We start from the raw sequence: 26,208 nt of genomic DNA, 5'->3' as shown, positions 1-26,208 counted from the left end.
TAATACTTTTCATGGGTTCAAAAAAGGGAAGCCATCCGGCTTCCCTAAACTAAGTTGTTTAGCATTTTAAAAATGATTTATTTGCCAATGCCAATGGCTCGGTAAAGCGATATTGCTGTTTCTGCCCGGGTAATTAATTTCTGCGGCCTAAAATAGCCACCGGCACCGTTCATTATTTTAAAGCCATTGGTCAAAGCTACATAGCCAACTTTTTCTGGGGCAATTTGGCCTGCATCCTTAAATGGGACTTTAAAAATACCCTCCAGTTCGGCTACCTTATCAAAACCGGCAAACCGGACCAAAGCCACGGCAAAGTCCTGTCGACTAATATTGTTTTCAGGATGAAAGTAACCATCACCCTTTTCAATAATACCCATCCGCACTGCCGCTTCCACATATTTGTGATAAGGGTGGTCTTTGGGAACATCTTTAAATGTCACCGTATCATACTCGCCTGTACGTCCACGGGCCAGCACAAGCATTTTTACTGCCTCTTGGCGTTTGATTTGCCGTTCAGGGTAAAAATGGCCGTCGCTGCTTTCAATGATACCCTGATCAAACATAATATTTAATTCTCGCTCAGCCCAATGCCCGCTGATATCTGTCAGGGGAGCTGCATTTTTCTCTTCCGGCATCTTACTGCCACGGTAGTCCAATAGCTCGCCGCTGACTGCATCAAGATAGCTAAAATCATGTTGTTTTACACCGTATGTTAACAAAACATCCTTTAACGGTTTAGCATCTTCCTGTAATCGTACGTACTGGATCTTCAAGCCTGCCTGCTGATAATAGATATCTTCGGCACCTTCAAGCGAAATCGTTTCCGCTCCGGCAGGTACTTCTATTCCCTGCCATTGATAGTTAAAACTAAGTAATTCACTGGTTTCCGGGTCAAACCGGAAACTAATATTATTTTCCGGAAAGGGGATATCGTTGATTAGCCGCTCAGCATTAATGGCGGTGGTCAGCTTTTCCGCCTGTAAAACCGGCCGCGGTAATCCATACCCATCTTCTTGTTCGACAAATTGTATTTGAGTTATTTTTTCGGGAAATACCTTATTTACCACTGCACCGGCCAGACCTTTCAGCTCTTTAAAACTAAATCCTTTGGCTTTCTCATCCGAGGACTGAAGTGCTGGCGATTTATAGTAACTGATTCTAGTAATGCTGCCATCCTCTGCATTCAGTACGGCTCGCACATTCTGAGTCCTGCCGGGCTTTTCTTCTTCCACAAATGGAGTACGCCAGTTGAGCTGCCATTCCTTTTTATCGGTATTGGTATACTGGTAATATGATGCGGAACTCAGTTCCATTTCTTTAAAATCAGCAATTGGCGCCAACGTCTTGGCAGCAATGGCCGCTGCTTTTTCTTTGCTGATGACACCCTCATCCGGAATGGTTTGAGGGGCTGCTCTGCCGCTTTCATCATTGGCAAGCTCTTTCATACCTGCACCATCTACTTTTTGCTGATAAATATAAGGCTGATATATTTTTTCCCTAGGTACCAATTCTCCGGTAATGGCATCAATTAATCCCGAATTCGGAAGCTCCGAAGTATATACCAGTTTCAATCCCTGTTCTTTATTATCCTTATCCCGGGTCATGATATAAATCAGCCTGGTCTTATCCACGTCTTTAAATTTATTTACCGCTTCTTCTTTAGTAATTATTGAAGATTCATCCGCATAAACCAAATCTTTGCTCCATTGATAGCGATATGCGGTTACTTCTTTTTGGCTGGTATCTACTGTGACACTGAAACCGTTCGCCGGAAAAAGATAACCGTCAATCATCCGATTAAATTGGAAACTGATACGGGTAGAGCCGGTATTACTATTATCCCGTTCATTCTCCATAAGTTTGAGCGATTTAAATTTATCCGGCTGATAATTTTTAATCACAGTTTCAGCCAATTGCTGGGCTTCATCGCGGGTGATAATCGCCGGACCTTCCCCCTCCTGCCTTTCATACCGGTCAAAGCTTAAAATTTCCTCACTGACCGCATCAATCCTTACAGAAACACTGCCGAAATTCTCGGCATCATCTTTACGAAAATAGAGATACCATACTTGCTCTTCCATTTCTTGACGTTCTTCAAAGGAAACATTTTCCAACTTATAATCATCACTAACATCCAGTTGCTGCCTGACAGTGTTCACTGCTTCTTCCTTGGTAATAATGGTCGAAGGTACTGACGCCCCCATTACCGGCATACTGCTTAGCAGCAGCCCAAACACTAGAACTAACAGAAAAATTTTTCGCAAAAAAAGCCCTCCTTTAATAGTTTTTACTTTTATTTAGACGACTTAATATCCTAATTGTTCCAACCATAAGCAAAAAGTAAGAGCTTCTAAAAACCAGAAGCTCTTACACACTTTCATTTCCTATTTAATACCTGCCGACGCGGCGGCTGCCCCGCCTCCTGTAACTGGTATATATTTTTCTGCGTTTACGTCTTTTCTGCATGTAACGGATAAAGATGCGGAGAAATAAAAAGCCCACCAATACCCAGCTGATTCTGACCCACCATTCCATCCAGGTAACAGGCTTTTTGATACTTCCCCCTGCTACCACCGGCACTCTAGCTACTTCCTTGCCATCCAACATAAAAGAAATATGCCCCATACTGCCGTCCTTTTCGATAGGCAGCTGTAAATTCTCCAGAAACAGCTTGCGTTCGGGAAGCAGATTTTCGTCGCCACCAACTAGGTAGGAAAAACCTTCCTGGGATATCAACTTTAGTCCCTTTGTCTCTCCTTTATCCCCTACAGCCAAATCCAGCGTGGCAATTTCTTCACCCTTTTTAACCAACGAAACATGATCATAATTGTTAAAGCCGTAGTCCAATAGTTTTTGGGCATCCCGCCAGATAGCTTTATTGTCGCTGCCATAAACCACCGCGATAAAGCTTTTACCGTTTCGTGTGGCAGATGCCACTATGCAGTAACCTGCCTGAGATGTATAACCGGTCTTAATGCCGGTACTACCAGGATAATAACTAAGCATCGGGTTTATGTTGCGTAATTTACTGTCCCAATCTTCGCCATGCCAAGGCCTGGTCTGGGTAATTATAATATCCCTAAATTTTGGTATCTTCATTGCTTCCCGAGCAATTATTGCCATATCATAAACGGTGGTATAATGATCCGGTGCAGTTAGACCGTGGGGGTTAGTAAAATGAGACCCCTTCAACCCCAGTTGGGCTGCTCTTTCATTCATCAAACGTGCGAACCCTTCAACCGAACCGCCCACATGTTCAGCCACAGCTACGGCAGCATCGTTAGCAGAATTAAGCATCATCGCATAGATAAAGTCCTCCAGCGTATGTTCTTCACCTTCCACCAGCCAAACTTCAGTGCCCTCCGCCTTTGTAGCCTTCTCCGAAACGCTAACCATATCACTCAAATTTCCTTTTTCCAAAGCAATAAGTGCAGTTAAAATCTTGGTCGTGCTGGCCGGTTCCCGCTTTAAGTGAGCATCTTTTTCATATAAAACTCTACCCGTCTCTTGGTCAATCAAGATCGCGGTCTTCCCATTAATATCAATTTCCGCTCCCCAAGCAGGTGGCATTAGTTGAAATATTATTATTCCGATTAAAAGTAATATATTAAGAGTCTTCTTTAGCCCCAGCATTGCTGACCTCCCCGAATAAAATGCTTAACATAAATTATAACATACTGCTTCAAGACAGCATATGGCATTTATCGTCAATAACTTAAAGATCTGTACACTTTCCTTTTTTTGCCTGGGTTAGCCCCTTGACTTACTCATCAGCGACAAGTATAATTTATATCGAACACTTGTTTGGAGGGGTAGGATCATGTCTTGGTGCTGCTACATAAAAAATAAAAAAAGAATTACTAATTTTTCCGCTTTTTGCTATTCCCTTACCCCTATTGTACAGCCATTGGGAGAGACGGAATTTTTTTTGGATTTGGGTGTGGAGAAACCTTTTGCTAGTATAGCAGCTATTTGTCTGAAATTCGGCCAATCAATACAATGTCTCGGAATATCCCAAAGCAAATTTCTCGCTAAAGCCCTTTGCCTTGCCCCCCATAATCTTAGCCAATCGTCACCAGTAAAAAAACTACATACTTCACCCTTGGCCCTTTTTATCCCAAAAGGCCTTGAGCAAACCGCTGCCGCTCCTTTACCGGTATCGGTTCTTTGGACCCTCCCCCCTGTTGTTATGGATAGACTACAGATGTTAGGCATTCATACTTTGGGAGAGACAGCGGCTCTTTCCCTGGATACCCTTATTGCAAAATTTGGTTACTTAGGCCACCTCCTGTACCAATGCATCAGAGGGCAGGACCGAGAAAAGATACAGACTTTATACCCCCCGCCCTATTTGATTTGGGAACAAGGAATACAGGACATACCGCAGCAAAAGCTGCCGGAATTAATCAAGACTGGTGCACTAAAGCTAACCGATTTACTGGAAATCCATGGCTTCTCATGCAGAAAGTTATCACTAAGGGCTTTAACCCCGGGAAAGCCATACACTGTTTCGCGGCAGTTTAATCGACCAACTCAAAGCAGGCAAAGCGTAGCTTTAGCGGCAGCTGTCCTGTTAGAAAAATTAAAACCTGCCATTGTCAAAGCAGAATTGCTGACCCTGGCAGCCAGTGATTTACTGCCGCCCCAGTGGGAGCAGCTGAATCTTTTTAATACCATAAATTATAGTTTGCAACCGGCTGAAAAACAGCAGCGCTTACAAGAAGTCTGTGAGCACCTAGCTGTCAAATATAATACCACCTCAGTAAACTTGGGGAAAGACCTGCTGCCCACTCGCCGCGAACAATTACTGTCTTTCTGGGACCCTTTACGTGTTAAAGAAAGGGGAGAAAAATGAAATGTCTAAGCTGCTGGACTTGCCGGTAATTATAGAAGACGACCACATGCCAATGGTTTTTTTCTGGCGGGGGCACCGATACAATATTATCGAAATAACGGACCAATGGTGGGATACGGGCCGTTGGTGGCAGAATGAACCGGAAAAGTTTTTTATTAGGGCCGCCACCAGTGATAACAGCGTCGTAGAGCTTTACCAGCAAAAGGACAAGTGGATGCTTTATAAAATTTATGATTAACGGAGGGTACCATGTCTTTTATCCATTTGCATTGCCACAGTAACTTTTCATTCTTGGACGGCGCCAGCAGTATTAAGGAACTTGTAAGTACTGCTGCTTCTTTCGATATGCCCGCTCTGGCCATTACAGACCATAACAATGTGTCGGCAGCGGCCTTTTTCTTTAAGGAGGCGCGCGCTGCCGGTATTAAGCCTATCCAGGGAGTAGAAATCAGCACCCCCGGTGGATACCACCTGGTATTACTGGCCAAAAACCCCAATGGCTATGCCAATCTTTGTGCACTGCTTACCAAGGCTTATCTAAATTCGCCCCGGGGTAACCCCATCGCTTCTTGGGATAGTTTAACTGAATGTAATGATGTTATTGCCCTTTCCGCTTGCCGTCAGGGGGAAATCCCTAAGTTTATTCTCAAAGGACGCTTTCAGGAAGCAAAGCTAGCTGCCCAACGCTACTGCCGTATCTTTGGCCGGGACAGTTTTTATCTGGAATTAGAGGCCCCGCTGCTACCGGGCAGCATATCATTAAACCGGCATTTAGCCCAACTGGCAGCAGAATTAGACATTAAAATGACGGCCAGCAATAATGTGCACTACCACAGAAAGCAGCGTTTTCAACTCCAGGACCTATTAACCTGTGTGCGCACCCTGACTACCCTTAACTCAGTTCACCCTGAGCGGCACCTTCATGGTGAGTATTATTTAAAAAATGCTACTGCCATGGTTGAACTTTTTCATGACTACCCCCAAGCCGCAGCTAACACGGTGGAAATCGCCCACCGCTGCCAGCCGGTTTTTAGCGGGCAAAAAGCAAAAATCCCCCAGGTCCCCTCTTTAGCAGGAAGCAGTCCTATTAAGACTTTACGGCAGTTGACTTTCTCCGGTGCGCAGCGGCGTTATGGCCAAGTCAGCCAAAAATTAATTCAGCGGCTAAACCATGAGTTAAAGATAATTTCCGCTCTCGGCTTTTGCGAGTACTTCCTGCTGGTATGGGATGTGACTCGCTATGCCCGGAAGGAAAATATTCGTTTTGCGGGGCGTGGCTCGGCAGCAGATTCCGTGGTTGCTTACTGCCTAGGGCTGACAGAAGTAGACGCTTTTAACCGTAATCTCCTATTCGAACGATTTTTAAGTATGGAACGAGCAGAACAACCGGACATTGACCTGGACATTGATGCCCGCTACCGAGATAAGGTGGCTGCTTATGTATTTGATACTTACGGCGAGGACAATGTTGCCAGTGTTTGTACCTTTAATACCTATCATGCTCGCTCGGCGGTCAGGGATTTGGGTAAAGCATTGGAGATACCCGAAACAATGATTGACACTTTAGCCAAAAGATTACCACACGTTCACGCTGACCAAATCAACTCAGTATGGCAGAACCTGCCGGAATTACGCGAATTAGACCCTAGACCATACCGGCAATTACTGCACTACTGCGGCGAAGCAGCAGGCTTTCCCCGTTTTCCGGGTACCCATCTAGGCGGCCTGGTGGTGAGCAGCGAGCCATTAACTAACATTACCCCCCTGCAGCAGTCCGCCAAGGGTGCGATTATTACCCAATTTGATAAAGATGGTGTTGAGAGCCTGGGGCTACTTAAGCTTGATTTACTTTCTTTAAGAACCATGTCTGCCGTGGAAGACGCAGCAGTAAATATCCGTCAAAAAAATCAGCATTTTGATTACGAAACTATCCCATTAAACGACAAGGAAACATTTTCCCTGTTGAATTCCGGTAACACTATCGGTATATTCCAATTGGAAAGCCCGGCCCAACGTTCCCTACAGCGAAAATTAGGGGCTGAAAATATGGAGGATATCGTAGCCAGTTTAGCGCTAATTCGCCCAGGACCCATCAAAGGTAATATGGTGGACCCTTTTATCCGCCGACGTTTGGGGCAGGAGTCAGTATCTTATCTCCATCCAAAGCTAAAACCAATTCTGGAAAAAACTTATGGTGTAGTACTCTTCCAGGAGCAGGTAATAGAAATTGCTACCGCTATTGCCGGCTTTACTCCCGGTGACGCAGACCGTCTCAGAAGAGTTATGAGCCATGCCCGCTCCCATGAGGAAATGGCAGCAATAGGCCAAGAATTTATTGATAAAGCAGTTGACAAAGGTATTGACCGTACTACGGCAGAAACAATCTATTCCTACATCATGGGTTATGCAAGCTACGGTTTTTGCGAAGCTCATGCGGCAGCTTTTGCCAACACCGCTTATAAGACTGCCTACCTCACACGACACCACCCGGCAGAATTTTTTGCCGCCGTATTAAGCAACTATCCTATGGGCTATTATAGCCCGGACACTATTGCCCAAGAAGTCCGTCGGCGAGGCATCGGCTTGAAGCTGCCGGATATAAACATCAGTACGGATAAATTTACCGTGGAAGATACCAGCATCCGTATCTCATTGGCAAAGGTACATCAAATGGATAAAAAGAGCCTTGCTAACATCCTCACCGCCCGTCAGGAAAAAGCCTTTTCTTCGCCGGCAGATTTCTGCCACCGAGCAAAAGCGTCCCGGCCGGTGACGGAAAATCTAATACTCTGCGGCGCCTTTGACGCTCTCTACCCCAACCGCCGGCAGCTCCTCTGGCAGTTGGCAGAATTGGTCCGACAAGACGGCTTATTTACTGCTACTCAGTTTGATCAGAACATCCCTGATTTTAGCTTTACAGAAAAATTGGATTGGGAAAGAGATATCTTGGGCATGGATGTCAGGCAGCATTACATGGCACGTTTTCGGACAATGCTCAATAAAAAAAGAATTATGTCCACCGCAGCAGCAAAAGACTCCCCTCAGGCATCGTTGACCGTGGCCGGCAAAGTGATAAATCCCCACCGGCCCCCGACTAGAAGTGGGAGAATTACGGTGTTCTTCTCTTTGGAAGATGAATTCGGCCTGCTGGATGTAACTATGTTCGAAAGACAGTACCAACGATTCGGCCAGCTGATTTTTGGTCAATCCCACCCGGTATTGACAGTCACCGGCACCTGGTCGGATAACTGTCTGATTTTACAGCATGCAGCACCATTAGCTAAGAATTAGGTTTATATCAGTAAACCTACCTACTCTCATTCTGGCACATCAGCTTTGTCTGGGCCTCTTCTTTTAAATAATTCTTGACGATAGAGGCATCTGATTTTTTTCGGCTTTTTCCCCTCAAATGCAGTCATGCCCATGAAAGTCTCCTCAGCATTTGCTCTACGATAGATTATTTCTGCTGCTGTATGTCCATGGGCTGGATAATGCATCTTATTCTGTACAGTTTTAAAGAATAGTGTTGAGGTTTCAGTATTTGGATCATAATCTATACTTGTGGCATATGATCATCCAAGCTACAAAACGCAACAGGTTTATCTGAATTTGTGCACATTACGTCAGCAGCGGCACTTTTGTCCTCCCTACAGTGGTTTGACCCGCATCAATTTCCACCGCAGCATTTGTTGCAGTGCTGCCGCCAAAGCAGTTATCCCTTTATATATGCCTATGGAGACAAAAAACATCAAGCTATTTTTACTTTTGATGGATTTTTTACATTAGATGCGAACTGTAACATCTGTATGAAGTTTAATATTATTATGCCAGAAGTTATATTCATTTAGCTTTTGATTTACTTCATCATATACAGGTTTAGTTCCTGTTGGATCTTTTATGGTTACTATCAAGCAAAACTCTTGGCTCGGAGTTGTCCCTTCTTGCTGTGATTTGATTTCAATATGGTCTCTGAATAACCCTTTGATATACAAATACCAATTCTTATCTTTGGTTAGATACTTCAATTGGTTGGAATCAGTCATTTCAGATAAATTCACAGCATATTTTTTGACCGGATAATACTTGTCCCCATATTTTATCAGGAGTCTCTCTTTCAGCGCAAACTCATCAGTGTTGCTTCTCATTTTCCGTTTACTGTAATAATCTTCAAGAAGTACATTCTGAGAACCGTCTCTCCCCACCGGATTGAGGATATTTCTTTTTGTCGTATCACGATCCTTTTTGGCATCAAAAGTACCCATCTTAATATCCACGTTAGACTGACAATACTCAGCTCTTTGAGTTGAATCTAAAATTGGATTATATACAAGTGTTACAACAATCTGTCCAGTAAAGTAATCTCCATCCACAAGGCAGTCAGGCATAGGGAAATCCATCATATCGATATACTCCCCCTTGGCTATCTCATCTCGAAGTATAAGTGTCACTTCATTCGGTGAATTAAATAGAATCTCCCTTACAGTTTGAGGTTTTCCAAAACCTACCTGATTAACTCTTTCAGTAATTGGGACACTCAAGTTCTCGGAATAGCTGGCAGAATGAACCATTAAAGCTTTTAAGAGAAGTGGATCAAATTCTTCTTCCATTTCTTGATATAGACCTGCAGCAAGTGCTGCCACACGAGGTGTTGAATAGCTTGTCCCAGCGGATTGACATATTGCACCATCCAAACCAAAGGATTTTATTCCCGTTGTCAATATATTCCCATGAGAATCTACACCAGCATTTCCGCCATAATGTACAATCTCTGGTTTTATAATATAAGATGGCCCTCTTCCTACACGGGTAAATGGAGACGGGTTATCTACATCAGCGATATCTGTAGCTGCTTTCTTATGAGCGATAGAACCAACGACAATTGATCTTACACTATCTGCCCCTTGATGAACCTTGCCCTTTGGATGGCCTGTCTTAAAATTTTTACAATTTCCTGCTGACTTACAAATCAAAACGCCATATTCGTCCTGTAAAGCATCCAATGCAATAGCAAAATCAGAAAAGCTAAATTCATCAACCTCAGCAACAATGCTTATTGATAAATTCCAAACTTTAACCTCTTCATGGTGGGCTTTGACCGCTTCCTGAATGTTTCTAATCAGCTCATCCTCTTCAATGCCCTCTTTATCTGTATCTGGATAAACACAAGCATCTAGAATTTTAACACCCTCTGTACCAACCCACTCTTCATCTTCAAGATGATCACCGTAAACGACAACACCCGATACAAATGTACCATGATTTTTCTTTACATACGGTTCCGGATATGCCGTATATCGCTCTTCTGCCAACCAAGGTTTCAGGTGTGGAATATCTGCTATGCCGTTATCCAAAATACCAACAGTCGTATACTTTTTCCCCTCTTTTGGAGCGGTGATATTAATCGTAGCTTCATCATCTTCCATATCTAAAGATACTGTATACTTTGGCATTGGTTGTATAGAAAAAATTGCTTCAAAAGCTTCGTTTCTCATGATTGTTTGAAATTCATCTAACTTGACTGATTGAATGTTATAAATCACATGATCAGCGGTGTAATTTGTCTTTTTCACATCAAGTCCCAATTGAACCATAGATCTTTCGAAGTAATTTCTAATGGCAGTATTTTGCTCATAGTTTTGAAAGTTGATCAGTATGACTTTGTAATCCACGGGTTCTTGGCTTTCACTCTTATAAACAATCGGCTTAAAGTCTGAAATGCTATCAATGCATGAAAGTGCGTGAGCGTATCTCTGTGTGTTTTTAAGCCTATCAATGATCTTCTCTGTTTCTCTTGAGTCGTCTAGCTTAATAATGATTTCATCCGCTTCAGCCAAACCTAGAATATTGTTATCTGCTCCAACTCTAAATAAATTACTTACTTCGCGCCTATGTGTTTTAGCTGCTGCATCATCGATGATTTTTGTCTTAAAGACAACAGGAATCAAAGAATTAGATCTTTCTTTCTTAGCGACTTCTTCCTTGAATGTTTCAACAACGCTCACGAAAGCCCTTGCTTTTATATAGAGGTCTTCTTCGCCAAGAATAAACTTTGGAGGCTCACCGCCGCCACCGGCCTCCACTCGCATATTATCAACTTCTCTTTTTGCAAAAAACTTAATCGGTAATCTTTCATTTGCCATTTAACACACCACCCCTCATATTCAATCAGTTAATTTTGCTACATCTCGCACCTTTCTTATTGAGTAATTAAAGTTATCACTTGCTTCCTTTTGTGTCACGCCATACTGTAGTAAAAACTTTATGAAGTCGCTGTCACTTATGATTTTATGATTCCTATATAAATATACTTCATTGAGCAAATCCCAATTGTGGGTCACTATTTTTTTATTGATAATCGCTTTCTTAATGGCATTGTTAACAACAGTCTTCACATCCGCATGGCTAATACCGTCAAAAGCCGATGCTAGCAGACCTAGTTTTTTCTCGTTTTCTATGACATTACTATTAGAGTTTTTAATAAAAGATTTTACCAGCAGCATGATTTCATCTTTATTTGGCTTCTCTAAAGTTATTATTTTGGAGAATCTTCGCCACACAGCCGGATCCAACAGTTCATGATGATTTGTTGCAGCTATTAGAATGCTATTCTGACTGAAATCATCGATGTTTTGTAGCAGGCTATTTACCACTCTCTTCAATTCTCCCAGCTCATGTTTATCATCTCTAAGCTTTGCAACTACATCAAATTCATCTAAAAATAAAATACAATCTCTCTTGGAAGCATAATCAAATATCTTCCTAATATTCTTTGCCGTACTTCCGAGAAGTGATGAAACTAGTCCATCTAACCTCACCGTTACAAGGGGCAACCCCGTTTTATAGGAAACAAACTTTGCAACTGTTGTTTTTCCGCAGCCTGGGGGGCCATATAAAAGAAGCGAGCTGACCATTTCAATCCCAGCTCTTAAAATTTCATCTCTTTGTTCATAGCTATGGATAAACTCTTCAATCTCATCATGAATATATTGTTTCAAGATGGGTTCCTCAAATGTTTTATCTGGAATAAATATGTCCACTATATCCATACGACTTTCCGTATCTACGGGCTTGGTAGAAAACTCATCTAAAGAAGCCATTCTTGTTTTTTTATTCACCAACAGGGACCGTATTTTTTTTGATAAGGAAACATCCCCCGAGTTTTCCAGATTGTCCGCTAAAACTTGCGCGTAGTTATAAACCTTCTCCTTATCTCCAATTATTCCGCCTTCTATTATCTTAACGATTTCTGTGTACATTTCATCATTCCTCCAGACACTAATATCTTATCCTAATATGTTATTTATGTCAATGTTTTGTTATATATATTGCATTTTTTGTTATGATTATGCCACTATTCGTTATTTATATTCCATTTATCGTTATTTTCATTCGGTATTCATTCAAATGAACAATTACGCTCCAACATAAAAAATACTAAGTAACTAGATACTAACTAGCCACTTAGTAAATTCTCATTATCCACGATAAGCTTTTTAATTTTTAATACTCGCAAAATTGCTCTTTTACTCCACGCCCAATGCCTTAAATACTGCATCTTCCGGGGACTGATAGAATATAAGGCTGAATTTTCCCATCAGCTCAGGTGGCACAGTAATCATGTCCACAGTAGATGTAATTGGCAGTAGTACTTTTTTTGCTCCGCTATCTAGACAAACTTGCAATACATTAGCCAGTTCTTCAACTTTGATAATCGAACCACCAATGCTTATACTTCCAATAATCGCCAGGCTGCTTATGACTGGTTTGTGCAAAGCAGCCGAACATAAAGCCACTAAGGCAGACAAGGCCAATTGATTTGTAATACCAATGCCGTTCAGATCCTGAAAATGCATTAAATAATCTTTTGTTGCTGTACTGATTGTACCGCTTATATTTTTACTGTTCGCTTTCAGATATCTATAAGCAGTATCAATAGACTCTTTCGCTTCTCTATCAGAACCAATCCCGGTACGCTCAAATTTCCCTGAGCCTGTTACCATTTCTATTTCCAACTTGAATACGCCTATCATACCCGACTTGCCTCGACTTACTGTATAGACTTGACCAGGCTTGTGTAGTCCTTCAGGGATCAGTTTCCCACCTCCTTGCTCAGGAACTGGCACGAACTCTTCCCCAAAGCTCTCATTATCTATGTATGAGAAGTTAACGTCGTAGAATTCCATTCCACCAATTTTTTTAAGCTGCTCTTTAACTCGCCTTCGGCTTTCTAGTGAAAACCTAAGGATTTCTTCAACCTCAGCCTTTTCATATTTGCCATTTGGATAAATCAATTTAATGAGGCCGGAAACCATTTTTCTTACTGCGATGACATCACGCTGGTTTAAATTGTTACCAAGCTTAAAGAACCTATCAAAAGCATCAGCATAAGACGACTTCCTCAGTTCACGTAAGAATTCCGATAGGTAGTCGGTTATAAACCCATAATCATTCGTAAAAAATTCAGGCCTATATTTTGGCACTTCCCAGCCTGGTATATAACAATGCATTCTATCAAAAAATGCGCTGTCATAGGCCATTGCTTCAGGGAACGGATCAAACAAATGTGATGTTTTCAAAAGAACATCCACATTTTGGTTTATATTTCCGACAAACACCATAGATGCAGACGCATTTTTTTCTTCTTTCCCTCTTGAAAAAGAACCTGAAGCCATATAGTCCTTCATGATTTGAATGCCGTCTTTATCCTTGAAGGTAATACCTGCAACTTCATCAAAAGCTACACAATCCCACATGCCAACAAGTCCCACTGTCTTGTTGGACATGTTATAAAATAAATTCGCTACCGTTGTCTGCCCGCCTGAAACCAAAATGCTGTTTGGGGAAATTTCTTTATAAACATGTGACTTTCCAGTACCTCGAGGGCCAAGCTCACATAAATTGAAGTTATTTTCTACAAGAGGGATCATTCTAGCAAGGAGTAGCAATTTCACTCTCTTTGAAAACTTTGATGGCTCCATCCCCACAGAGCGAAGGATTACATCAATCCACTCATCTTTTGTAAACTGCTCTCGACCCTTTAAGACTTCACTTAAGTCGAGATTGGGCATTTGAACAGGGGTGAGCTTTCTTATAATAAAAGGGCATCTATTTTTATCAGCCTCATCATAGAAATATTCCAATTGAACAATGCACCATATGCCTCCACAGAGCAATCGTTCAAAGTCCGAGGCGTATTTTTCCGAAATCGGCACATTCTTTATCCCCAAATTGGAGAACTCAGCCTCATAAATATCCTGCTTGAAATTAAGCTTTACCGCTACTTTATCGATGACAGTATAGCTCCCTCTTTCCCTCAGCTTGGATATAATTTTTTGTGCTTCATCCGGGCGCACAAAATTCTCGGTTAGAATACTTTTTACGGTTTTTACACCGTCAGCAATTGATTCTTCATCCGTTGTTGCGCAGTACATTCCCAGAAGATACTCAAGAACATATACAGGTACATTAGCCCCTTCTTTGATCTTCTTTGTCAGATCTTTTCGCACAATCTTCCCAGCAAATACTTCATTCAGCTTATCATTAAGATAATTGTCCGACAGTATTGATTCTACAGACGTCTCGTCACTAAACTCTATTTCATCGAAGTCATCCTGAAATTCTTCTATTTCAATTTCTTTATCGTTAATTTCCCTTTCATCCATCTATCCACCCCTCCTTATACCGAATCCAAAATCATCGGCAAAAGCAATATCCATTACTATGTCATGGCGAAGGATCTCAAAATCATTTTTTTCATCGTAAGCCACGAGATAGTATCTTTTGGCCTTATCATACGGCTTATTCTTAAAGTTAAATTTCAACCTAAAGATTCTCTTTGCGGGATCAACATCCTTTTTGTCTGCAACATAGATACACTCATTGGATATTTTCTCATTGTTTTCAGAGATAAAGAAAACTTTATAGCTGGTCTCCTTGACCACATCGCTGATAGGTTCTGATTGAATGAAATCCAAAGATGAAATCAGGTTCGTAATTTTCTGCACCATGCTTACCAGCATGATTTGGGCTGGACGGGTATCCATATGGCCTTTTTCAATCTTCACATCTATCACCGGTAGAATCAGTTCCTGTGGTGAAGAACCGCCATGAACAAAATTCTGGCCGCCTCCTGCTACCTTGAACACGTTTGAGCTAACAGGGACTGAAACCACTTTATGGTCAGAGTTATCGAGAATTTTACCCATAGGGATAGAGACAATTCCAGCTCCCTGAAGTGCATTTCCCGAAACAACGAAGCGTCGATTAACATAGGCATCCTTATCCGCTGCATTGATAATCTTATCGCTTTCTTGCAATTTGTCGCGCTTATAGATAAAGCCATGGTCTGCTGTTACGATAAAATGATAGGTATTTGCGCTAACAGCAAGACGCTTGACCAATGCAAATATTTCTTCAATGGCCTCTTGGCAGGCAATGAATATTTCATTTTCCGTATTAAGTTTATCTCCACGGGCATCGATTTGGTTGTGATAAATGTAGACAATATCCATACCGGTAAAGATTTCCCTCAGTGCGGCTTTTTTCATGGTTTTTACATCATCAAATTGAATGCAACGGCTGTTAGATTCATAAGTATTAAGAATTGTTTCACGCTGCTTCAAAGAGTCACAAGGCATTCCGTCAACCATAACCTTGTTGTCATCTGTTAATTCCAATGTCTTATGAGGGAGCAAAGCCCCCATTCCAAGCCTAGTATAAGAAGGTAGCACTCCCATCATAGCATCCAGCTTAGCGGTGCATTTTTCATCGTTCTGCAATTTCATATAAAGTGCTCGCCCCACTTCGTATCGCATGGCATCAGATATAATGACAACGACCCGATCTTTGCTTGAACGAATAAATTTATTATAGAAGTTTCTCTGTAATGGAAGAACCGAAAGCATATTTCCTGCCTCCATAGAAGCATTCCAATTGTAAATCATCTTGGACAGATATTCATTGGAATAGATATTCTCAACCAGTTCTCGAAGTTTTTCAAAAGATAAGTTTTCGTTTAACTGATCATAGTTGTAATAGAAATTTCGATACTGGCTATCGATCATGCAGTCGGAAGCAAGGTACTGATTTACGGTTTCTTTTAAGCTTTCTCTACCATGATACTTAGCTGCCAAAATCACATAATAGGCATTTTCCAATAACAGATACTGAACTTTAAAGCTTTCTCCAAAATGCTTTTTGCAACGTTCCTGACAAACAGCAGGTATTGAGAGGTCATTCAGTTTCGCACCAATATCCTCATTCAAAAGTCTTTCATTCACCCAGCTGATAATAAACTTATCTATAATCTCAAAAGTATCACAGGCTATCAAATCTTCCGGGCTATAATTTTCAAAAGCAGAGTCAGCATTTAGCCCATTAGCTACGTAGGCTGAGAGTTTATCATATTTCCCCCGATACAAAACATTGTTCATGAGGTTATCAAGAAATGCAATAATGTTGCCTGACTTATAAGATACAAAACTTTTCCATGCCTGAGGCAGCTCACCATGAACATATCGTTCTGTGTAAGTCACAAACATAGTAACTACAAGCTTCTCAAGGGTCGGCTTCACGTCTGCATACCCAAATTGCTCCTCACATAGTCTCCAAAAGGCAGATAGCAGATCGTATTTTTCAAACTCAGCAAGGAACTTATTCTCTTCAAGGCCATCATCTGTTAAGACAACGCGAACAACCTCATCAAAAAAGGCTGTCCTAGTTTTACAAAGAACACTCATCAGGGCCACTTCAATGCTTTCTCTGGTGAAATTCTCAAGCTCCAAATCGTAGAATCTCTGGGTACGATCTTTGGCTCTAAAGAACTTAATATATTTCTGAATGACCGGTTTGTACTTAGAATCAATTCCAAGGTCCACCGCAAGCAAGGATGCGCGATCTGCAAAAAATTGCTTGGAATAAAGCAACGTATCCTCCAGATGGTTATCCCTTACATGCGGACGTGGGAATGGTGCATAAATCAAATAATTTGTTGTTTTATCTTTCCGCTCCAGAAGGCATTTTGTATAGAACTGGTTATCCTTCTCCAAGTGATGTACCTTGGCATTTGCCAGTTCCAGTGTATCAATATCTTCACCAAACTCTGCTTTGTCATCATACCAGAACACGAGTTTTCTGGATTCTCCTGTATATTCGGCATTTAGCTTATCTGTTATTTGTTTGAGGTTTAATTCAGCCATAATTTCCCCTCTCTTGTACTAACCGCTACTCCGATATTGCTCCTATCATTTCATTGGAAGGTTCCATTCTAAAAACCCGATCAATAAACTCCATAATTGCTTCATACATGCGAACAATATCATCATGTTCAAAGTCAAGCCGACTATCTTCTTCATGCAAATAGAAACCGAACTTTTTGTACGCATCTTTTTTTCCAGTAACACGACCGCCATTATGAACAACCATATTACGAGCATCCCTAATGGTTTTGACATACTCCCATTGCGTATCTGATTTAATTCCTCTTACACTGGCAACCTTTTCAAGATAGTTTACTGCCCTTTCTAAACCTTGTCCCGCCATATCTTTTTGCACAATTTGATATTTATTAATTATGCAATACGCACGACATAAGGTATTAAATGCTTCTTCAAGTAGCGAAACCATAACAAGCACAAGAGAATAATATGATAGCGGGATCGCTCGAGCAGTATACAACATCCCACTTGTCATAGCCCATTCTTCGGTGACATAGTCGCCCACTTCTCGTGCTTTTTCGGTATGTTCATGATAATACTCCCTCATTGCAGATAATGACACCTGTGTTGTTTCAATAACACTTCTAAAAGGCATAAAATCACAATGCGCATGGTAGAGAGCCATTTCACCAGGTTTTTTAATATCGTAATTTGCCATATCAGGAAATTTCACATCGTATTCCATTAAGAATTCCCCCTAGATCTTCGCCAGAACTTCTAGTTTCTTGCCATCCGTATCAGTCTGAACTTTTTCATAGTTAACCTTCACGCCATCATCCAAATCAATGGCAATACGGGCAAGTGCAAGATGAGCAATTTTCTCATCATATTCCTTAGTTTCCTTAAGCTGCTTTAAAAGCTTTTCTTTTCGTTTTGAAGCAGCGGTAGCTTCACGGGCATCTTTGCTGTTTTCTATGGTCTCCTGCATTCTGGAGATTTCGTTATCATAGCTGCGCTGCATCCGGTGTAAGTAGTCGATACGTAGATTACCAATGGTGTTTTCATTATATCGGTGCATATAGACAAGCGCCTTAAAGCCGTCTGCTTTTCCGCTGTCAAACATCCAATAAATAGGTCTTTTCTGATAAATTTTGCAATGGTCTTTGAAAAAGCCCTTCAAAAAGTAATTCCGGATGATTTCGCGTGAACTATTGCCTTTATTACCCAGAGCTTTTGCGATGAAATCTAGATTTTCTTCTAGTGTATCTGTACCAAAAGTCTTCTTCAAGAAAGCACAGAATAAACCCACCACATCATCCTCGAAGTATTCCTCATCGGTGATAGGTATAATATTGTCCTTGTCCGGGATAAAGGTGTTGTATTTGCTACCGTCCCATTTGCCGCCAGCATAGATTAAACCATCGACATCAAGGCTGTACCGACCAAACATACAGCCTACTGCATAGGAAATAAGATTAACTATAAGGCTTTTTTCATTTTTCAATTGAATTGCTGTTGAACAAATTCCTTTGGATGGTGTTATATCATCCATCTTGAAGATACCAGCAAATAGCTCATTAATTTTATTTTCGTTAGCTGAAATTACATGGATAAGCTTTAATTTTTCTTTTTTATATTTCAAAAGTAATTTGGAAATAAACACATTATTATCTCTGTCGTTACTAATCAATACATCTTTTTTAAAGTCCCAACTTTTTTCATCTTCATCCCAATCTTTTTTTGATATTTCAATACATTTATCAACTATGGTTTCAATTTGCTGTTTATCATAGTTATTATCACAGACAATAATAGGAAGTTCAGCTATAATACCATTGCTGTAATGCATACCTTGGCAACTAATATTTAAAAACTCTTGAAAAACCCAACTGTTAAAGTATCCACAAATGTATTTTATATCTTCTTCAAAATGAGGAAAAAACGTAGGCCCAGCGCTATCAAAGGTAAATCCATCTGGTACATACCTTGCACTAAACCAACTAATCGTTAAATCTGACCATGTTATTCCTTGACGAAAATAATAATCTGGGTTTCTAACCACTGCTTTTCTATAATCTCTAATCTCCATACCATTATTCTTCCAATTTATAATATATTCATTGTTACCATACCAACGCCTTACTGAGCCTCCTTTACTATGAGGATACCATTTTTTATAGGTATACTCATTTCCTCTGCAATTAAAATCAATGTTCGTTACAGCAACTTCATACCATTTACGCATAAAACGACCATTATCAGCTGTTGCCATGCCTTGACGTGGATATCCAAAATCCTTTAGTGGTCTCGCATTCTCGAAAACAGCATACATGCTTTTACTGAGCCAATATGCAATCGGAGATCCCGCTATTTTTTCAAAATTTGATTGACGTGTCTCATAACAGTAATCTAGGGAAAAATCATTAATAGCTTTTAGTGTTTGAATTTCTTGATTTTCCCAACCTTTAAACTGTGCAAGCTGAATATATCTGCCGGTATAATCTAATTTAGTCTTACGCATTGTAAAAGTGCAAACTGGAACACAAGCAACTTCAAAAGCATTGTACTCCAATTGGACTAAAGACATTAGACTCGAATCTGAAATCAAATTACGTCTCAAACCCATGAAACTTGATAAATAAAGCCATACATACGGCGTTATAAATGCAAGCAAGGCGGCTGGTTTTGCCCATTTAATGCATTTAAGCAAAAAAGCTGCATAAATGTCGCCTTTTCCCACCGCAAAATGATCCTGAATATAAGAAGTAAGTTTACCATTCAATCCCTTGCTTCCCATGTATGGCGGATTCGTCACAACCACATCATATTTCTGATCCATTACTTCACCAATTTCAACTAAGAGCCGTAATCGTTCCTTGGTAATATCTATACCAATGTTATCCATTGTCATCTGCCCGCTCGCATCTATATTTTCAATAAACTGATGAAGCAGCTGCCAATCGTAGTTATCCACGTTGAGAATGGATCCATATTCCTTGGCATCAATAAAATTATCCAGCAAACCATGCATCTGAAGCATGGCTGTATTTTTTTTCATCTCGCTTATACCAGATCCAAAGTAATTCAACTGGCTACGGTTAATACTATTGCTCTCCTGTATGGAATAAACGTAACAGGTAGTTTTACCGTTTAAAATACGACGGTTATACTGCCTTGCCTTCATCATCACAGCAAAATAGGCAAGTTGATATGCTCGATTATCGATATCCAAACCAAATAAGTTGTTTTCTATAATACTCTTAGCAGCGTCTCGTTGGCTATACCCATAACTTTCATAAATCTTTATCAATACATCAAATGCATATACCAAAATATGTCCACTACCCATGCAGGGATCAATGACCGTGATATCCTCTGGCTTAATTTTTTTATATTCTTCTCGAATCTCATCCAGCTGTTTTTGAACATCAGCTTCCTGTTCTGCCTCATCCAGATAATACTTCCATTCCGATTTCAAAGTGTCATTTGGATGGCCTTCCAGCCATAAACGGCCTAGGCTATTCTCAACCATATAGCGGACAATCCAGTCTGGAGTAAATAGCTGGGTAGCAGCAGGAATACGTTCCTTCGTAATCTTTACATTCTTTTTTAATAAGGCAAAGGTCTCATCCTTTGGTTCAGTATTGTAATACTGATACATCCAGCCAATAATCTCAACCTGACCTTTTTTTGACACATTGAAATCATCCTCCAGAATGTCATTAACCAAATGATAAACCACTCCATCCTGATCTGTAAAAGAAACATTTAATAGCAGCTCGGTATAGTCACTGGTTTTCTCAAAAAGTTCCGGCAAAATGGCATTTAGAGCATTGCACTGCTTGATGAATAGCATACGAAAAAGCTCATCCAACTTGTTATCATGTTTCAACTGCATAATGCGGTCTTTCTCATAAGGAGTATAATCGAAATCTACATCCATTGGATGGGTAACCAAATCCGGTTCAGCTTTGTTGCTGCTTTCTGAAGACAATACACGCATACGCGTGGGAAGGTAATTATTCACTTCCATAAAGCGTATAGCAATCAACCGATTAAACCAAGTGTAGGCCACTTCTTCAACCACGCTTTTATAGGCTGTCTTATAATCGGATTGATTGGCTTTACGTTGAACTTCCTCAATCAGCTTTTTGCGCTGCTCTATTTCTACACCTGAAATAGAGTAGGGCTCCTTTGTTCCAATATCAAAAAACTGGACTGTTTCAGTGGACTGTGGGAGAGAATTCTTAATTTCTTTCTCTGTAATTCCAAGCAGACCAGCTTTATAAGTTATATCTGCAATGAGCTTATTTCTTGCCCATATGGCAAAACTTTTTATCGCTGTTTTATTCATTGTCAGCTTCTCCTTTAGAACTCAATATTTATAACGGTATCCTCATCCAGCTCTTTTAATATCTGGTCTTTTAATACAGCCATATACTTATCTACATCTTGTGCTGTCTCTATCTGCCAGGTTGAAGTGAGGCTGACGGTCTTAATGCTAATGCTCTTTCTCTTCTTTGGCTTAGGCTGAGGTTTGGAGCCCGGAGTACCACCGCCGTATGGGGTTTGTTCTTCAGCTACTTTCTCATCCATTTTGGTCATTTCGTTGAGCAACCTAACTTTTAATGCATCCGCTTCTACTTTAATGTTCTGCAGCGTTGCCACATTGTTGCAATGAGTAGCTTTGTCATGAATCTCCTTAAACAGCTTGATATAACGTTCACCGAACTCTGCCTTATAGGACTTGGTGTCAAGGACTTCAAACACTCTCTTTTTAGCATCAGCTATGGCTTCAAGTATCGGAACCTCCATAGTTGATAAAACATGCATATAGGCATCGGAGAATTGATCCAACAGCTCAGGAAGTTTTGGGATATCGCTGTATGGGGCATCCTTTTTAAGAATGGCCTTCACCGCACCAACATACTCTTCAACCTTTTCATCAACAATAAAGGTCTTACTTTCATCGTAGATTTTTACCAACCTTAAAGCACGTTCAAAGATCTTTTTCTGTTCACCGGCAAAGAAAGCTTTTACAGGCTCATAATCTTCGGCAAAATCAAGAAAATCATCCTGATCAGAGTGAATTTTCTTGAAGAATTCAGTAGGTGATTGAATCTGAACAATAGCCCGTAGTAACCCCTTACCCGTTGCCACTGTTTTCTTGCCCGGCAGCATCTGACTGTTATAGATAATTTCAAATTTCTCCAGCTCATTGATGATATTCTTGCTGTAACTCTGGAAGGATTGCATCATGGAATCATCGTCGTCATTCACACTGGACACACCAAATAATTCTTTCATTACTTCTCGAACAGACTTTTTCTGTATAGGATCTGCACTTACCCGACGTTCAGTAAGGAGCTTTTCAACGTATTCTTTTTTTGTAATATAACGAATGATTTCTTCTTCGGTCTTATTGAGTAATGTAACGCTGCCACCATTAATGGTAAAAGAAATATCGCCATTTTTAAATAGCTTAGCAACCATCCATTCCACGTCATCTTCAACAAAACCATAAGGTGCTTTCATGAAGCGATCCATAATGCTTTTCATGGAAGTCTTCGTATGCATGGATGAATTACTGGCAATATAGCTAAGTACGTCATGCAGAGCATGAACATTAGCTTCTTTTCCACCTTCAAGGGTTAATGACTGCTGGTTTGAAGTCTTAAACAATGCCCGAATATTAGCTTCATCCATCGCAGTATCAATATAGGCAAGTTTATGATAAACAGTGGATACTAATCGTCCGAGAGCATCGTTAATGCGTGACGACACTTCCTTTGAACCAATCTGCGCTTTATCGCCATTCACATAGATATCCGCATTCTTCATGGACTCCGCAAGAAAAAGCTTGGCATTTCCGTTTCTTTCCCGCATTTCTACCTTCTTTGATTCTTTGATTTGCTCAAACTTTGCCAGTTTATTCGAAGTGGTAAGTCGCAAGTATTTTTCTATTTTCAATGCGCTCCTAAGCTCGCTCAAAAACGCCGAGTCATTGGGCAGTACAACAAGAACTTCCTTGCCCTGTCCCGACATCATACGAAGAGTGATCTCATCCTCGCCGTAATCAGAGCTTGGCGTAAGTATACGCACACCAATATCATTGTTCTGGTTGGCCTTATATGGTCTATCGTCTACTAGCTGGTTAAAGGCACAACTGTAGCGTCCATTAAAGGCAGGATAGCGGTATTTTTTATCTCTGAAAATGTCTTCAAAAATTAGCTCGGAAACCTTGCTTATAACCTCAGCCATTTCAACATTCTGACTTTCAATTTCGCGATTAATTTCCTGCTCTTCATCAGTTAGGAAGACATAAATGTCACCATTCTTCTGGACCAGTCTCTGATTGACAAGAACTTCAAGAGCTCCTTCAACCTGCTTTTTCAAGGCAATCCGATCGGTGTCAATATCAGAGATCATCAGGCTGGTGATATTATCAATGTTAGCTGTAATCTCTTTGACGTATTTGATCATAAAGAGGGTTTTTAAGACATTGACATTAAAACAATCCTCTTCGTGATCAGGATTGATGTGGCTATTATCTGCAGCTCTTGTAATAACCCCCTTGTGGCTATGATCTAAGAACTGGTGAAGAGCATCGTAAAATACATTGAAAGGTATCATTGCCCCATGCTCTTTATCCATCAGTTTCATGGCAGATTCTTTGAACAAGGCAAGCATGGAACGCTCCCCTTCAGATAAATGCTTTCCGGATGCTCCATGGGTTCTTATGGAAGTTAGTACACTAGCAAGTAGGTTGAACTGATAAGGCACAAAAGGATAAACCAAAGCAAAATCCTGATCATTTGCATAAAGTTTTTTTTCAACGCCATCGTTGAAAACAATCAAGTTCTTGATGATGGTTAATTTTTGCTCATAGAGCAGTCTCAGTGTTTGCTCTGCAGTGGTTGTTTTAGCTAAAATTCTTTTCTTAATAACTTCATCCACATTAGCTGATGACAACGAAAGCCTAGTATCAAAACGTCCTTGGATCTTGGAAAAATCGTTGCTGCGAAGTCCCATATCCTTTGCGATTGCATCAATATCTTGCTGACTCGTCACGACCACCCAAGCCTTGCCATGACAGGCAGTCCCTAAGTCCTCCGTCACAGTTTGAAGATTCAGCATCAGTTTTGAGTCATCGCCTATGTACTGGCCAATTTCATCGACTAAGAAAACCACATGATGGTTGCCGCCTTTGCGGTCAATATACTCCTTCACAAGCTTGGCGAAGTTTTCGATGCTGATGTTATAGGTTTCGGTTGCTTTCTCGCACCAATTCCTCGCTGCTGTTTCACTCATAAATCTCATTTTTTCAAGCACATCAACGATGGTATCCTGAATAAAGTCAAACTTATTTCTGGATTCTACCCAAGTTTTACCGAATTCTTCTTCAAACAACTTTTTGAATTCTTCATATCGCCCTCGTTCAGTTAGCTGTCTTTCCAAATCAGCAAGAAAAGGTATGGAGCCACAGAATCCTTGCATTTCATTAAAGACTTTCAGAAAAACGGAAACAATTGCGTCTTTGGATTGTTTGCCAGACATTTCGCTCTTTGAATCAATGTTAAACAGGATCACATCTGTTGGAATACTGGCAGCCAATTTCATGTCTGCAAGAACCATCGGATCGGCAATTTTTTGATCATCCACAAAATAATCAATGGCCTTCTTGCCATTCACCTCTTTGTTCTCCAGTAGATAAGACAGGATCTTTAAGAAATGCGATTTACCACTTCCAAAGAAGCCTGAAATCCAAACGCCCATTTTATCAGTACGACCGTTAATCCCTTTTTTATAACTTCCAAAAAAATCTGCAAAGTGTTTTTGCAATTCTCGTGTCACAACATATTCTTCCAGTTCCTGTCGAATGTTTTCATCATCTGCCTGGCCAACTTTGATGACACCTTTAATATCTCTGTCAATCGGCTTTGCAAACATACCTTTAATTAACATATCTCCCCCCCTTAATCTACGAGCTTGAATGCTCTGTAATAATTGTCGTCTTTTATTGTTGAAAACAGCACCAATTCCTGACCATCATACTTTCCGGGATAAAACAGCACCACAGGAACGCTGTCAATGACTTGATGCATATTATTTAAAACCTTATGGGAGCGGAGTATTGGATAACATTTGCCGATACCCACCAGAAACACAACTGCATCTATTGGTGTACGTTCTTGAACATATTTTACAATCATACTGCCTTCATCATTGATTTGCAGGAGGTTTCCAACGGCCTTGATGATCCGTTCCATGCCGTTTTTCTTTTCGAACTTGAAGCACTGATCCATAAAATCTTCCTCTTCCAAAATATCAATAATGATATCGTACAGATCAAAGACAACAAGTTCAAACCCATCGGTACCTCTAGAGTTTTTGCCCTTCATATATTCAATGCGTTCTCGAACGACCAGTTCTTTCTCCGCTGGGTAATCAAAGACATAATACCCGACTTCATTTCCAAGCCCTTTATTCTGCCTGAAACTTTCGGCTTTTATCATGCGCTCCGCAGTATCGAGCCGTTCTTCCAAACTGTCCATCTATCTCACCCCCGTCAACGCATTGAGTGTTATTTCCATACCGTTTGCCTTAAGACAATCTTCCAGAGTTTTATCTAAAATTGGTTTTAAGATCTTTCGGGTTCCAGTCGCTCTCTCCAACACACCGGCTTCCATAAGCATCGTCTTATAGCAGTTACCCAATCGCTTCAATGTGTAATCAGTCCATTTCGCAACTTTTTCACTTTGCAATTGCTTATTTTTAAAGAAGATACCAAAATCACTATCTGCCAATTCATCAACTCCGATGATCAGCTTTTCGCGATAAACTTCATAAACAAAATCAAAGAACAAACTGTCGCTTTCCATCACTGCAGCGAGTGCGATTATTTTCTGATTTAGGATATCGCTTTGTTCAAACAATATAAAAAAAGAGTGATCCAAGCACTTCACACGAGTAGATACCGTATTGAAAATCTGGATTGCCCTTGCCTTCGTTGGTGCAGAAAAGATATTTTCTTCTAAATTCATCTTCTTGAGTTCAGGTAAGGTCTTTCCATTGTTCAGCAGCTGAATTACCTTGCGGAATTCGGAAAACCAGAACGAAAGCTTGACCATTCCTGCGCTATATTCTTTGCGTTTCATATCTGTTTTTTCCTCCTATAAATCTTATAATCTTCCAATT

Annotated in this window: 14 protein-coding genes and 1 pseudogene; 3 read left to right on the top strand and 12 right to left on the bottom strand. The window is 40.6% G+C overall.

All coding sequences use genetic code 11. From position 1 onward, the window contains the following. Positions 1–77: 77 nt before the first annotated feature. Both MFMK1_RS08845 and MFMK1_RS08840 read right to left on the bottom strand, forming a co-directional pair. Entirely contained in the window at positions 78–2,264 is a 2,187-nt protein-coding gene (locus MFMK1_RS08845) for an S-layer homology domain-containing protein (RefSeq protein ID WP_366924748.1), read from the bottom strand. Between the two features lie 124 nt (positions 2,265–2,388). After that, positions 2,389–3,633: a D-alanyl-D-alanine carboxypeptidase family protein gene (locus MFMK1_RS08840; RefSeq protein ID WP_366924747.1), complete on the bottom strand. Its 1,245-nt coding sequence runs from the start codon at positions 3,631–3,633 to the stop codon at positions 2,389–2,391. Between the two features lie 187 nt (positions 3,634–3,820). Between MFMK1_RS08840 and MFMK1_RS08835 the strand changes: the two genes are divergently transcribed. Genes MFMK1_RS08835 through MFMK1_RS08825 form a run of 3 tightly spaced genes read left to right on the top strand, consistent with a single transcriptional unit; the run spans position 3,821 to position 8,146 of the window. Further along, positions 3,821–4,855, top strand: coding sequence for a DinB/UmuC family translesion DNA polymerase (locus MFMK1_RS08835; protein WP_366924746.1), 1,035 nt, complete (start codon positions 3,821–3,823; stop codon positions 4,853–4,855). Position 4,856: 1 nt separating this feature from the next. Then, the gene (locus MFMK1_RS08830) at positions 4,857–5,093 is read left to right on the top strand and encodes a DUF6504 family protein (RefSeq protein WP_366924745.1); all 237 of its coding nucleotides are present in this window, start codon (positions 4,857–4,859) and stop codon (positions 5,091–5,093) included. Between the two features lie 11 nt (positions 5,094–5,104). After that, positions 5,105–8,146 carry a DNA polymerase III subunit alpha gene (locus MFMK1_RS08825; RefSeq protein WP_366924744.1) on the top strand — a complete coding sequence of 1,014 codons (3,042 nt, stop codon included), beginning with the start codon at positions 5,105–5,107 and terminating at the stop codon, positions 8,144–8,146. Positions 8,147–8,201: 55 nt separating this feature from the next. Here the strand turns inward: MFMK1_RS08825 and rhuM are convergent. The 10 genes and pseudogenes from rhuM to MFMK1_RS08775 form a co-directional block, all read right to left on the bottom strand. Next, positions 8,202–8,424: pseudogene (gene rhuM / locus MFMK1_RS08820) on the bottom strand (RhuM family protein); the annotation flags it as partial. 213 nt (positions 8,425–8,637) lie between these two features. Next, positions 8,638–10,995 carry a S8 family peptidase gene (locus MFMK1_RS08815; RefSeq protein ID WP_366924743.1) on the bottom strand — a complete coding sequence of 786 codons (2,358 nt, stop codon included), beginning with the start codon at positions 10,993–10,995 and terminating at the stop codon, positions 8,638–8,640. Between the two features lie 21 nt (positions 10,996–11,016). Next, positions 11,017–12,111 (bottom strand): AAA family ATPase, encoded by a 1,095-nt coding sequence (locus MFMK1_RS08810; protein ID WP_366924742.1) that lies wholly within the window; start codon positions 12,109–12,111, stop codon positions 11,017–11,019. A gap of 267 nt (positions 12,112–12,378) precedes the next feature. Beyond that, the gene (gene brxL / locus MFMK1_RS08805) at positions 12,379–14,517 is read right to left on the bottom strand and encodes a protease Lon-related BREX system protein BrxL (RefSeq protein WP_366924741.1); all 2,139 of its coding nucleotides are present in this window, start codon (positions 14,515–14,517) and stop codon (positions 12,379–12,381) included. Next, positions 14,518–17,052 carry a BREX-1 system phosphatase PglZ type A gene (gene pglZ, locus MFMK1_RS08800; RefSeq protein ID WP_366924740.1) on the bottom strand — a complete coding sequence of 845 codons (2,535 nt, stop codon included), beginning with the start codon at positions 17,050–17,052 and terminating at the stop codon, positions 14,518–14,520. 25 nt (positions 17,053–17,077) lie between these two features. Continuing rightward, positions 17,078–17,755, bottom strand: coding sequence for a hypothetical protein (locus tag MFMK1_RS08795; protein ID WP_366924739.1), 678 nt, complete (start codon positions 17,753–17,755; stop codon positions 17,078–17,080). Positions 17,756–17,767: 12 nt separating this feature from the next. Then, positions 17,768–21,364, bottom strand: a complete 3,597-nt coding sequence (pglX, locus tag MFMK1_RS08790) for a BREX-1 system adenine-specific DNA-methyltransferase PglX (RefSeq protein ID WP_366924738.1) — start codon at positions 21,362–21,364, stop codon at positions 17,768–17,770. A 14-nt stretch (positions 21,365–21,378) separates the two neighbouring features. Then, positions 21,379–24,975, bottom strand: coding sequence for a BREX system P-loop protein BrxC (gene brxC / locus MFMK1_RS08785; RefSeq protein ID WP_366924737.1), 3,597 nt, complete (start codon positions 24,973–24,975; stop codon positions 21,379–21,381). Between the two features lie 11 nt (positions 24,976–24,986). Further along, entirely contained in the window at positions 24,987–25,565 is a 579-nt protein-coding gene (locus MFMK1_RS08780; protein ID WP_366924736.1) for a DUF1788 domain-containing protein, read from the bottom strand. Next, on the bottom strand, positions 25,566–26,168 hold the full coding sequence (locus tag MFMK1_RS08775; protein ID WP_366924735.1) for a DUF1819 family protein: 603 nt from the start codon (positions 26,166–26,168) through the stop codon (positions 25,566–25,568). It lies immediately after the preceding gene. Positions 26,169–26,208 lie beyond the last annotated feature (40 nt).

Source organism: Metallumcola ferriviriculae, assembly GCF_035573695.1.
Lineage (GTDB): Bacteria > Bacillota > JADQBR01 > JADQBR01 > JADQBR01 > Metallumcola > Metallumcola ferriviriculae.
This window is presented reverse-complemented; position numbering and strand designations above follow the sequence as displayed.